At 74.9% G+C, this 12,483-nt stretch carries 9 protein-coding genes; 7 read left to right on the forward strand and 2 right to left on the reverse strand.

The annotated features are described in order from the left end of the window. The first annotated feature begins 184 nt into the window (after positions 1–184). From ACIQKA_RS13485 to ACIQKA_RS13510, 6 genes are all read left to right on the forward strand, one after another. Positions 185–1,816 (forward strand): glycosyltransferase, encoded by a 1,632-nt coding sequence (locus tag ACIQKA_RS13485; protein ID WP_402540978.1) that lies wholly within the window; start codon positions 185–187, stop codon positions 1,814–1,816. Positions 1,817–2,534: 718 nt separating this feature from the next. Beyond that, on the forward strand, positions 2,535–3,545 hold the full coding sequence (locus ACIQKA_RS13490; protein WP_402540980.1) for a hypothetical protein: 1,011 nt from the start codon (positions 2,535–2,537) through the stop codon (positions 3,543–3,545). A 130-nt stretch (positions 3,546–3,675) separates the two neighbouring features. Then, positions 3,676–4,656 carry an NAD-dependent epimerase/dehydratase family protein gene (locus ACIQKA_RS13495; RefSeq protein ID WP_402540982.1) on the forward strand — a complete coding sequence of 327 codons (981 nt, stop codon included), beginning with the start codon at positions 3,676–3,678 and terminating at the stop codon, positions 4,654–4,656. After that, the gene (locus ACIQKA_RS13500) at positions 4,644–5,387 is read left to right on the forward strand and encodes a spherulation-specific family 4 protein (protein WP_383159938.1); all 744 of its coding nucleotides are present in this window, start codon (positions 4,644–4,646) and stop codon (positions 5,385–5,387) included. The genes ACIQKA_RS13495 and ACIQKA_RS13500 overlap by 13 nt, the downstream gene beginning before the upstream one ends. Positions 5,388–5,450: 63 nt before the next feature. After that, entirely contained in the window at positions 5,451–6,629 is a 1,179-nt protein-coding gene (gene moeZ, locus ACIQKA_RS13505; protein WP_383159941.1) for an adenylyltransferase/sulfurtransferase MoeZ, read from the forward strand. Positions 6,630–6,836: 207 nt separating this feature from the next. Next, positions 6,837–7,202 carry a PRC-barrel domain-containing protein gene (locus tag ACIQKA_RS13510; protein WP_121831587.1) on the forward strand — a complete coding sequence of 122 codons (366 nt, stop codon included), beginning with the start codon at positions 6,837–6,839 and terminating at the stop codon, positions 7,200–7,202. 116 nt (positions 7,203–7,318) lie between these two features. Here the strand turns inward: ACIQKA_RS13510 and ACIQKA_RS13515 are convergent, their stop codons facing one another. Beyond that, positions 7,319–8,893 carry an alpha/beta hydrolase gene (locus ACIQKA_RS13515; RefSeq protein ID WP_390107480.1) on the reverse strand — a complete coding sequence of 525 codons (1,575 nt, stop codon included), beginning with the start codon at positions 8,891–8,893 and terminating at the stop codon, positions 7,319–7,321. A 122-nt stretch (positions 8,894–9,015) separates the two neighbouring features. Then, positions 9,016–11,724, reverse strand: a complete 2,709-nt coding sequence (locus tag ACIQKA_RS13520; protein ID WP_402540983.1) for a lysylphosphatidylglycerol synthase domain-containing protein — start codon at positions 11,722–11,724, stop codon at positions 9,016–9,018. A 230-nt stretch (positions 11,725–11,954) separates the two neighbouring features. Between ACIQKA_RS13520 and ACIQKA_RS13525 the strand changes: the two genes are divergently transcribed. Further along, positions 11,955–12,380, forward strand: a complete 426-nt coding sequence (locus ACIQKA_RS13525) for an MGMT family protein (protein WP_383159208.1) — start codon at positions 11,955–11,957, stop codon at positions 12,378–12,380. The last annotated feature ends 103 nt before the right edge of the window (positions 12,381–12,483 follow it).

The raw sequence follows: 12,483 nt of genomic DNA on the forward strand, positions 1-12,483 counted from the left end.
TTCTCGTTCCCCCGGCTCCCCGCAAAACCCGGCGAGGGGGGGGTTAATTTTACGCCCCCCCCCCCGGGGGGGGGGGGCCCCCCACCCCCGCCCCCCCCACCACCGACTTCTTTGTTTACGTTCTTCCCGCTGCGAGTCACCGGACCAACGGTGGCCGCCATCAAGGGAGATCGGGGGTGCGCTCGTGCGGATCGGACTGCTCACGGAGGGCGGCTACCCGTACGCCGTCGGTGAGTCCGGCGTCTGGTGCGAGCGGCTCGTGCGCGGCCTCGGGCAGCACCGCTTCGACCTGTACGCCGTCGGCCGCCCGCCCGCCACCGGCGCCTCCCTGCCGCTGCCCCCCAACGCCCGGATCGTCCGCGCGGCCGACCCCGGGGGCGCGCCCGGCCACCTCCTCGGCCGCGCCGCCCGCCGCGCCTACGGCCGCCGCGACCGCCGCCGCTTCACCGAGGCGTACGAGCGCTTCGCCACCGGCCTCTGCGCGGAGGAGGGCGCCGCCGACGGCGCGGTCCCCTTCGCCGAAGGGCTCCACGCGCTCGCCGAACTCGCCCGCGAGCGCGGCGGACTGCCCGGCGCGCTCCGCTCCGACGACGCCGTCCGCGCCCTCGAAGCCGCCTGCCGCGCGCCCGGCGCACGCCGGGGCGCGGCCGCCGCCGGACTCCCCGACCACCTGGCCTTCGCCGAGCACCTGGAGGAGGCCCTGCGCCCCCTCTCCCTCGACTGGTACGAGGAGGACGCCCTCGGCGCCGCCGACCTCTGCCACGCCGCCGCCGGAGGCACCACCGCCCTCCCGGGGCTCCTGGCCCAGCACTTCTTCGGGACCCCGCTGCTCGTCACCGAGTACACCGTCCCGCTCCGCGCCCACTACCTCTCGGCCGCCGGCGCCGACCGCTCCGCGCCCCTGCGCGCCCTGCTCGCCGCCCTCCACGGACGGCTCGCCGCCGAGGTCTACCGGCAGGCCGCCCTGCTCACTCCCGGCAACGCCCACACCCGCCGCTGGCAGGAGAAGTGCGGCGCCGACCGGGACCGCATCCGCACCGTCCACCCCGGCATGGCCGCCGACCGCTTCGACGGGGTCGGCGAGGACGAGGAGAGCGGCGACCCCGCCACCCTGGTCTGGGTCGGCCGCGCCGAACCCGCCAAGGACCTCGTCGCCCTGCTGCACGCCTTCGCCGAGGTCAGGGCCCGGCAGTCCGACGCCCGGCTGCGGATCGTCACCGTCCCCGTGCGGGACCCGGGCGCCGATCTGTACCTCGCCCAGTGCAGGGCCCTCGCGGCGCAGCTCTTCCCCGACGAGGCCGCCGGGGCGCACGCCGTCGGCGAGAACCCCGTCTCCTTCGAGGAGCTCGGCGGCCCGGAGGCGCCCGGCCTGGAGGAGACGTACGCCTCCGGCGCGGTCGTCGTCCTCTCCAGCGTCGTCGAGGGCTTCCCGGCCGGCCTCGTCGAGGCGATGTTCTGCGCGCGGGCCACCGTCTCGACCGACGTCGGCGCGGTCGTCGAGATCATCGGCGGCACCGGGCTCGTCGTCCCCCCGCGCAACCCCCGGGCGCTCGCCGACGCGTGCCTCGCGCTGCTGCGCGACCCCGGACGGCGGCACCGGCTCGGCGCCGCCGCCCGCGCCCGCGCGCTCGAACTCTTCACCGTCGAACAGAACCTGGCCGCGTTCCGCGGCATCTACCTCGAACTCCTCTCCCGCGCGCCGGTGCGCCACCGGTCGGGGGACGGAGCCCTCTTCGCCCATCCCGCCGAGGCGCACGTGCCGGGGAGCTGGAACCCCGGCGCCGTGACCGCGGGCTCCGGAGCCCCCGATGCCTGAAGGAGACGACCCCATGCGCGGCGGCGCCGCCCCGACCAGCCCCGGAGCCTGGGACGCCCGCTCCGAGGCCCTCCTCGGCACCCCCGCCCTCGCGGCCGGCGTCGTCGAGGACTCCCCGCCCGCGATAGCCCAGGCCCCGGGGGCGGCCACGGCGACGTCCCCGCGGCCCCACCCGGCCGCCCCCGCGACCCGGGGGGAGCGGCCCACCGCACCGCCGCCGGCCCGGGAGGACGAGCCCGGAACCGGGAACGGACCGGAGCACGGGACGCAGGCCGAGCCGCCGTCCCGAACCGCACCCGGCGCGGCGCCTTCGTCTTCACCTTCTTCTCCGCCTTCGGAAGGCAGCCCGGCCGCGCGGCCGACTGCCGAACCCGGTTCCGTCCAGGGGCCCGTGCCCGCCCCGGTCGCCCCCGGCGCGCGGCCGACTGCCGAACCCGCACCCGTCCAGGGGTCCGCATCCGCCCCAGTCGCCCCCGGCCCGCAGCCGACGGTTGAACCCGGTTCCGTCCAGGGGCCCGTGCCCGCCCCGGTCGCCCCCGGCGCGCGGCCGACGGTTGAACCCGGGTCCGTCCAGGGCCCGTCCGCACCCGCCCCGGCCGCCCCCGGCCCGCGGCCCACCGCCGAACCCGAGCCGGTCCAGGCCCCGTCCGCCCCGCTTCCCGCGGCCACCCCGCTCCCCGCCCCCCGTCCGCGCCACGGCACCGCCGACCCCGTCAAAGTGCTTCTGCACCGGCACCGGGAGCTGTGCGAACGGGCCGTCGACGCCCTTGAGGTGGCCGCCGGGCTCGAAGCGCGGGGGTTCACCGACCGGACCGCCGCGCGGTACCGGCACCGGGACGTGTTCTCGCTCGCCGAGGAGCTGTACGCGCGCGTGCCGCGCGGCCGGGAGGAGGCCGGGGCCGCCGCCGGAATCCGGCCGCCCGAGCCCGTCGCCCCCTGGGCGCTCGCCGTGCTCGCGCCCGGTGCCGTCGCCGCGCTCGCCGGGCTCGGACTCGCCCTCGCCCACGGGCCCGCGCGCACCGCCGTCGGCGTCGCCGGGGCCCTCGGGCTCGCCGGGGCGCTGTTCCTCGCCGTCCGGCGCGGCCCCTTCCGCGCACCCGGCGGCCGGACCGCGCCCGCCGCCCGCCTCTGGACCCTCTGGCTCCTGGCGTACGCGGCCGGCGGCGACGGACTCCTCGCCGAGGTGCTCACCGGAGGCCCCGACGGCCCCTGGGACCTCACCCCCGGCCCCCTCCTGGGCCTCGCCCTCGCCGTCGCCCCCGCCGCCTGGTGCGCCCACCTCTTCGCCGTCCGGGCCCGCCGCCGGATCGCCGACAGCCGGGGCCTCGCCGACTTCGCCGCCGCCGTCCGGCCGCTGCTCCTCGGCACCGTGACCCTCCAACTCCTCGCCCTCGCCGCCCTCCTCGTCCCCACCGGGGCCGGCCCGGGAGCCCTCGCCCTCGGCGCGCTCCTGCTGCTCGCCCGGCTCCTCACCGCGCACGGCCGCCCCGGGACGGCCTCGGCCGCCCTCGCCGGGGCCTGCGCCGCCGAGGCGCTCGCCCTCGCGAGCGTCCTCTCCTCCCGCCTCCCCGTCCCCGGCTTCGACACGCTCGCCGTCCCGGTGCGCGCCGTCACCGACGCCTGGGGCCCCGGGGCCGTCCCCACCCTCGTCTGCGGCGCCGCCGCGCTCGGCCTCCTGGCCCACGCGACCGGCTCCCTCGCCCGGGCCTCGGCCCACGCCGCCCCGTGAACCCCCCGCACACCCGCGGAGCCGACGCCGCGGGCGTGCTCCGCCCCCTCCCACACCACCCCGCAAGGAGAACGAAGAACATGACCCCTCAACCCCAAGGAACGGCCGGTCGGCACGAAGGGGCCGCGCGATGAGGGTGCTACTGCTCGGAGCCAACGGCTTCATCGGCCGCTTCGTCGCCGACCGGCTGCTCGCCGACCCGGCCGTCCACCTCACCGCCCTCGGCCGGGGCGACGACGCCGACGTGCGGTTCGACCTCGCGTCCGGCAGCCCCGGCGCGCTCACCCGCTTCCTCGACGCCGTCCACCCCGGAGTCGTCGTCAACTGCGCCGGCGCCACCCGCGGCGGCGCCCGCGACCTGACCCGGCACAACACCGTCGCCGTCGCCACCGTCTGCGAGGCCCTGCGCCGCAGCGGCTGCGGCGCCCGGCTCGTCCAGGTCGGCTGCGCCTCGGAGTACGGGCCGAGCCAGCCCGGCTCCTCCACCGCCGAGGACGCCGTGCCGCGCCCCGGCGGCCCGTACGGCGTGTCCAAGCTGGCCGCGACCGAACTCGTCCTCGGCTCGGGCCTCGACGCCGTCGTCCTGCGGGTCTTCTCGCCCGTGGGCCCCGGCACCCCCGCCGGCTCCCCGCTCGGCCGCCTCGCCGAGGCGATGCGCCGGGCGATGCAGGCCGGGGACGGGGAGCTCAAGCTCAGCGGCCTCGGCGTGCAGCGGGACTTCGTGGACGTGCGGGACGTGGCGCGGGCCGTCCACGCGGCCTCGCTCTCCGCCGCCCAGGGCGTCGTCAACATCGGCACCGGCCGCGCGGTCCGGCTCCGCGACGCCGCCGCCGTCCTGGCCCGGGTCGCCGGCTACTCCGGCAACCTCAACGAGCTGGACGTCCCGCACGGCGGCCACGGCGTCCCGCAGCGCCCGGTGATCGGGGCCCCCCGCACCGAGGGGACCATCGCCGACCAACTGGCCTCCGCCCCCTACCCGTACCCCGACGGCTGCGGGCCCTGGCAGCAGGCCGACGTGCGGACCGCCCGCGACCGGCTCGGCTGGCGCCCCCGGATCAACCTGGAGGAGTCCCTCGCCGACATCTGGATGGAGGCGGCGTGTCGCATCTGACGACCACGGCCACCGGAGCGGTCCAGGCCCTGGGGGTGGGCGTCCCCGGCTACGCCCACCCGCTGCTCGCCCCCGTCGAGTGGGCCGAGCTGACCCGCCCCGGCACCCCCCTGCACTGGGCCGTGCTCAACGTCGCGGACGGGCCGGGCAGTCGCCCCGACCCGCACTGCCTGGAGGCGGCCGGGAAGCTCAGGAACGCCGGGGTCAGGGTCCTCGGGCACCTGGACGCCGCCCACGGCTCCCGGCCCTTCGGGGAACTGGTCTCGGACGCCCACCGCTTCCTCGACTGGTACAGGGTGGACGGCTACTACCTGGACCGCTGCCCCGCCGACCGGGCCGACCTGGCCGGGGTGCGGCGGGTCTGCGCCACCCTGGAGACCGTCCTCGGCGGCGAGGCCCACCTCGTCCTCGGCCACGGCACCCACCCCCACCCCGGATACGCCGAGACCGCCGACCAGCTGGTGACCTTCTCCGGCGCCTGGACGGACTACCGCTGGTCGCAGGTGGCCGAGTGGACCGCCGAGCACACGGAGACGAAGTTCGTCCATCTCGTGCACGGCGTCCCCCGCACCCACCTCGACGAGGCCCTGCGGATCGCCCGCTGGCAGGGCGCCGGGACGATCTTCTTCACCGACCGTCCGGGCCGCCCGGGACAAATCGATCCATTTCACTCGCTGCCCGGCTACTGGGACGAAATCGTCTCGCGGATCGGACCGGGTGTCTCGGAATGAGAAGGGGCGTGGCAGTGTTACGGGGAGAACAACCGTACTGACATACCGACCACCGGAGTCCCCGTGTCGCTGCCACCCCTGGTCGAGCCGGCCGCCGAGCTCACCGTAGACGAGGTCCGCAGGTACTCCCGCCACCTGATCATCCCGGACGTCGGGATGGACGGGCAGAAGCGGCTGAAGAACGCCAAGGTGCTGTGCGTCGGCGCCGGCGGCCTCGGCTCGCCGGCGCTGATGTACCTGGCCGCCGCCGGCGTGGGCACGCTCGGCATCGTGGAGTTCGACGAGGTCGACGAGTCGAACCTCCAGCGCCAGATCATCCACAGCCAGGCCGACATCGGCCGCTCCAAGGCCGCGTCGGCGCGGGACAGCGTGCTCGGCATCAACCCGTACGTGAACGTGGTCCTCCACGAGGAGCGGCTGGAGGCCGACAACGTCCTGGAGATCTTCGGCCAGTACGACCTGATCGTCGACGGCACGGACAACTTCGCCACCCGCTACCTGGTGAACGACGCCTGCGTGCTGCTGAACAAGCCGTACGTGTGGGGCTCGATCTACCGCTTCGACGGCCAGGCCTCGGTCTTCTGGTCCGAGTACGGCCCCTGCTACCGCTGCCTCTACCCGGAGCCCCCGCCGCCGGGCATGGTCCCGTCCTGCGCCGAGGGCGGCGTCCTGGGCGTGCTCTGCGCGTCCATCGGCTCCATCCAGGTCACCGAGGCCATCAAGGTCCTCGCCGGCGTGGGCGACCCGCTGGTCGGCCGCCTGATGATCTACGACGCCCTGGAGATGCAGTACCGCCAGGTCAAGGTCCGCAAGGACCCGAACTGCGCGGTCTGCGGCGAGAACCCGACCGTCACCGAACTCATCGACTACGAGGCCTTCTGCGGCGTCGTGTCCGAGGAGGCCCAGGAGGCGGCGGCCGGCGCGACGATCACTCCCAAGCAGCTCAAGGAGTGGATCGACGACGGCGAGAGCATCGACATCATCGACGTCCGCGAGCCGAACGAGTACGAGATCGTCTCGATCCCCGGCGCCCGCCTGATCCCCAAGAACGAGTTCCTGATGGGCACCGCTCTCCAGGACCTCCCGCAGGACAAGCGGATCGTCCTGCACTGCAAGACGGGTGTCCGCAGCGCGGAAGTCCTCGCCGTGCTCAAGTCCGCGGGCTTCGCGGACGCGGTCCACGTCGGCGGCGGCGTGATCGGCTGGGTCCACCAGATCGAGCCCGGGAAGCCCGTCTACTAGGCACCCGCCCGGAGCGCGCACGACAGCGGCCGGGGGCCGCCGACCACGAGGAATCGCGGTCGGCGGCCCCCGGCCTTCGCGCGTTTCCGGAGCGGCGCGGAAATTCACGGGTTTGAGTCCGGGGATCCGAGAAAGACGGAGTGCAGGGCCGGTCGGACAACCGGACCCGATGACCCCGGAAATCGCATTCGTTTCAGGAGGATTCTCGTGACCACCCCCGAAAACAACGTGTGGAACTACGGATCGGCCTCCGGCTACGACGCGGGGACGGACCTGACGGGCTACCGCGTCGAGGCGACCGACGGCCACATCGGGAAGGTCGACAAGCACTCCAACGACGTCGACTCGCAGTACCTCGTGGTCGACACCGGCGTCTGGATCTTCGGCAAGGAGGTCCTGCTGCCGGCGGGCACCGTGAAGCACGTCGACACGGCGAACGAGACCGTGTACGTCGCCCGCACCAAGGACGAGATCAAGAGCGCCCCCGAGTTCGACAAGGAAAAGCACCTGGGCAACCGGGACTACCACGACCAGGTCGGCGGCTACTACCACGGCCACGGTCCGCGGATCTGATCTCCGGGCCGAGGCCCGCATTTCCCCGGAATTCCTGCCGGCCGGAAACCGTCACGGTTTCCGGCCGGCAGGAATTCCGCTTTCGTCCTCCGCCTTTTCTTTTTTCAGGTTTCGCGCTACTTGCAGACGGTCCCCGACTTCGGCACCTTCCCGTCGAGCAGGTACGCGTCCACCGCCTTCTTCACGCACGCGCTGCCGCCGTTGTAGGCGCCGTGCCCCTCGCCCTCGTACGTCAGCTCCACGCCGACGCCCTTGCCGAGCGCGTTCACCATGGCCCGGGCGCCCTCGTACGGCGTGGCCGGGTCGCCGGTGTTGCCGACCACCAGGACCGGTGCCGAGCCGGGCGCCGAGACGTCCGGGTGCTCCCAGGTCCCCGGCACCGGCCACTGCGAGCAGCCCGAGAGCGACCAGCCCATGAAGTCGCCGAAGACGGGCGAGGCCTCGCGGAACTCGCCGAGCCGCTCCTTCGCCTGGCCGAGGGTGTAGCGCTCCTTGAAGTCCACGCAGTTGATGGCGGCGTTCGCGGCCTGGATGTTGCTGTACGAGCCGTTCTGGCCGCGCCCGTTCATCGAGTCGGAGAGCGAGAGCAGCAGCGCCCCGTCGCCGCCGTCGGCCGCGTCGAGCCCCTGCTCCAGATAGGTCCAGAACTCCTTCGAGTACAGGGCCTGCGCGATGCCGTTGGTGGCCTGCGTCTGGGTCAGCTCGCGGTCCCCGATGCCGGCGATCGGCTTCTTGTCGAGGGAGGCCAGGAGGTCGGTGATGAAGGTCTCGATCCCGGCGACGTCGGAGCCGGGCAGCGTGCACTCGTCGCCCCGGTCCACGCAGTCCTGGGCGAAGTTGTCCAGCGCCAGCTGGAAGCCCTTCGCCTGGCCGAGGGCGCCGTCCTCGACGCCCGCCTCCGGGTCGACGACGGCGTCGAAGACGGCCCGGCCGACGTTCTTCGGGAAGAGGTGGGCGTAGACGCCGCCGAGCTCCGTGCCGTACGAGATGCCGAAGTAGTGCAGCTTCTCGTCGCCGAGGACCTGGCGCATCAGGTCCATGTCCCGGGCGGCGTTCTCGGTGCCGACGTGCGGCAGCGAGGGCCCGGAGTCCTTCTCGCAGCCGGCCGCGTACCTCTTCTGCGCGTCGGACAGCGTCCGCTCCTCGGCCGCGTCGTCGGGCGTGAAGTCCAGGGCGTAGTACGCGTCCAGCTCCTTGTCGCCGAGGCACTCGACCGGGTCGCTGCGGCCCACCCCGCGCGGGTCGAAGGAGACCAGGTCGTAGCGGCCGCGCAGGGTCTCGTAGTCCTCGGCGAAGCTGGGCAGGCCGGTGATGCCGGAGCCGCCGGGGCCGCCGAAGTTGAAGACGAGCGAGCCGATCCGGCGGGAGGCGTCCCGGGCGCGCGCCCGGATCAGGGCCAGCTCGATGGTCTCACCCTCCGGCTTCGACCAGTCGAGCGGGGCCCGGAGGAAGGAGCACTCCCAGGAGCCGCCGCCGGGGAGCGCGGACGGCGCGGGCCCGCCGCCCTCGGCCGCGGACGGCGGCGGACAGGGCGCCCAGGACAGCTTCTGCGCCGTCAGGGCCGGGCGACCGCTGGGGCCCGACTCCTTCGGCGGCTCCGCGGCGTCGTCCCCGCCGTCCGAGCACCCGGCGGCGAGCAGCACGGCGGTGGCGGCGAGCAGGGCGGCGCGGCGGGCTGCGGAGGTCGGCATGGACCCATGGTGGGCCGTCGCCCGCGCGTTCGCGCGGGAAGCGGGCCAAGCGGGTGGCCCGGGCGTGTCGGACCATCCGGCGGGGCCCTCGCGTCACGGCGTCCGGCGCTTCCCTCCGGCGCTCACAGCGCCTCGCGCCTCGTCAGCCAGTTGAAGCAGAGCCAGCCCGGCAGGACCGGCAGCCACAGGGTGAGCAGGCGGTAGAGGAGCACCGCCGGGGTCGCGACCTCCAGCGGGAGGCCCACCGCCACCAGGCCGAAGGTGAGCGCGCCCTCGACCGCGCCGACACCGCCCGGCGTCGGCGCCGCCGAGCCGAGCGCGTTGCCCGCGAGGAAGACGACGGCCACGCTCGCGTAGCTGATCGACTGGCTGTCGTGGCCGAAGGCCCGGATCGAGGCGTCCAGGCAGAGCACGAACGCGCCGGTGAGCAGCAGCATCCCGCCGATGCCGGTCAGCAGCTTCACCGGCCGCTGGAGCACGTCCAGCATGCGCGGCACCACGCCCGCGAAGAGCGAGCGCAGCCGGGTCGACACGAACTTGCGCATGAACGGGATCGCCGTCACCACCAGGACGAGCACCGCGACCGTGAGGAGTCCGGCGATGACCGTCCTCGACGGGGTGAAGGACTGCGACTTCTCCGTCCCCGTCAGATAGCCGAAGGAGAGCAGGAGCAGGATGTGCGCCCCGAGCCCGAAGAGCTGCGAGGCGCCGACGCTGGCCACCGCGAGCCCCGGCCGGACCCCCGACCGCTGGAGGAAGCGGGTGTTCAGGGCGACGCCGCCGACCGCCGCCGGGGCGACGATCTTCACGAACGAGCCGGCGACCTGCGCCACCACCGTCCGCCAGAACCCGACCCGCTCGGGCACGAAGCCCAGCAGGCTCATCGCCGCCGCGACGTAGCTCAGCGACGAGAACAGCACCGCCGCCGCCACCCACCGCCAGTCCGCCTGGCTGATCGTCGACAGCGGGGTGCTGGCGATCTGCGAGAGCAGGAAGTACGCGGCGACCGCGCCCGCGATCAGGCTGACCAGGGTCCGGGGCTTGATCCGCTCCAGGCGCACCGGCTCCACCGGGGCCTGCGGGCGGATCAGCAGCACCTGCTGCCGGATCTGGGCGAGCAGGTCCTCCTCGCGGGCCTCGTCGAGCGCCGTGTCCAGGGCCCGCTTCTCGGCCTTCTTGTCCGCCTTCTTCTCGGCCTTCTCCGCCTTGGTCCCGGCCTTGGCGACGGCCTTCGTCCCGGCCCTGGTACCGCCGGCGGCGGCCGGTACGACCGCGTGGTCCGGGGCGGTGCCGGCGGAGGCGGCCGCCTCCGCCTTGGCGAGCTCCCGCTCGCGCTTGGCCGCCTCGGAGGCCGCGAGGACGGCCTCCCGCTCCCGGGCCGACCGCTCCCGGGCCAGTCTCCGCAGCGTCGCGCGCGTGGAGCGGCTCAGCGCGATCGGCTGGAGCAGCGGCAGGCAGTCCGCGACGGTGTCCGGGCCCAGCACCTCGACGGCCGCGGCGACCGCCCGCTCGGCCCCGACCCGCAGGCCGAGGGTGGTGAGGAGCTGCGCGACGTCCATCCGCAGGACCAGGTCGCCGGCCGCGATCTCGCCGCCCCGCAGATCGGTGAGGACCACCCTGCCGGAACGATCCACCAGAATGGCGTCGCCGGTGAGCCGGCGGTGCGCGATCCGCCGCGACTGGAGCGCCTTCACCTGCCGCCAGGCGCTGCGGACCAGCTCGTCGGTGATCTCGTGGTCGTCCAGCGAGTCCAGGCTGCGGCCGCCGATGTGCTCGTACACCAGCATCACGGCGTCCGGGCCGAGCTCCGAGGTGGCGATCAGCTTCGGCGCGTTCGCCCCGGCCGCGATCGCCGCGTACGCGAGGAGCGCCTCCTGCTCCAGGGCCTGGCGCAGCGAGACGATGGAGCGCCGGGTGGTGATCGTCCGCAGGCTGATCCGCCGCCACGCGCGGTAGAAGAAGCCGTGCGCCTGCTGCTCCCGGTCGACCACGGTGACGTCGAGCGGCGGCCCGTCCTCCAGGGTCACGATGTACCGGCGGCCCCGGTCCCCGCTGTCGGCGGAGTCGGGCACGCCCTCCGCGCGCAGCGCCGTCACCGGCCGGAAGCCGACCCGGCGCAGACCGGCGAGCAGGGTCTGCCCGGTGGGCCGGACGTTCGGGGAGCCGACCGCGTACAGCGTGCCGTACGCCACCGTCCAGCCGATGAGGACGGTCAGGACGATCGAGAGCGCCGTGGTGTACCCGGCCACCAGCATCGTGAACGCGTCGAGCAGCAGCACCACCCACAGCGACACCCGCCAGCGGGGTCTGCGGGCCATCCCGACGGCGGTCATGTACGCGATCACGGGGGCGAGGTAGTTGTGCACCGGGTCGGTCAGACCGCCCCCGGACTGCGGCTGGGTCAGGGCGTCCCGGATCGCGCCGGGCGCGGCCTCGGCGACCCAGAGGTCGGTGGCGAGCGTGACGCCGTGCGCGAGGACGGCGGCGAGGACGCCGTCCGCGATCCGCAGGCCGTCGCGTTTGACCAGCCGCTCGATGGCGAAGGCGACGGGGACGAGGAGGACGGCGATGGAGGAGACGAGACCGGCGATCTTGACGAAGACGTCGGGGGCTCCGCCGGCGCCCGCGTTGATGTCCTTCTCCAGGCCGGAGGTGGTGAAGTGCGCGAAGGCGGCGACGGCGAGCACGAGCCCGATCGCGAGCAGGCCGCCCAGCAGCCGCATCAGGTCGGAGGGCCGGTGGACACGGGCCGCGAGCAGCGGCTCGTCGCCGGAGACCCGCTCGGGCACGTCGGCCCTGCCCTCCTTGGGAGGCTGCGTGTCCTGCCCCATCATCCTGTCCGTCTCTGCCTGCGCGCCGTGTCGTTCTCGTCCCCGTACGCGTTCTTCTGCGTGTCGCTCGTGCCGCTCTTGATCTCGTATCACCAGTCACCGCCCGCACGATGGTGGCACGAAGAGCCGCCGGGCGGAGGCATCAGGGCCATGTCGGCGCCGTGGGGCAGGATGGGGCGGAGGGGCCCGGAGGGGCCCGTGGGACGGGACGGACGAGGGTGGAGGGGCCCGTGGGGGAGGCCGGAGGAGTGCCGGAGGGACTGCCCGGGGACGCGGAGGAGCTGCCTCCGTACGCGGAGCGGGTGCTCGACGTCGCGGACGCGATCCCGCCGGGCCGCGTGATGACCTACGGCGACATCGCCGAGTGGCTGGGCGAGGGCGGACCGCGCCAAGTCGGCCGGGTGATGGCCCTGTACGGAGGGGCGGCGCCCTGGTGGCGCGTGGTCCGCGCGGACGGCGCGCTGCTGCCCGGCGCCGAGCTCCGGGCCCTCGCCCACTACCGCGAGGAGGGCACGCCGCTGCGGCAGGCGGGCCCGGCCTCCGAGGGGCACGTGCCCAGGGTCGACATGCGGCGGGCGCGGTGGGACGGCGTGACGGGCGCGGACGGCGACGACGGCGGTGACGGCGCCCCCGGGGGTGCCGGAACTCACACGTGAGGGCATCGGCCCAGGAGGCGCGGGCCGGGCGGGGCGGACGGGCCGGACGCGGTCCGGGAAGCGGTGCGGAGTACGGCTCGCCGCCGTCCCGCTTCGCGTAACG

It is taken from the genome of Streptomyces sp. NPDC092045, assembly GCF_044756005.1.
Lineage (GTDB): Bacteria > Actinomycetota > Actinomycetes > Streptomycetales > Streptomycetaceae > Streptomyces.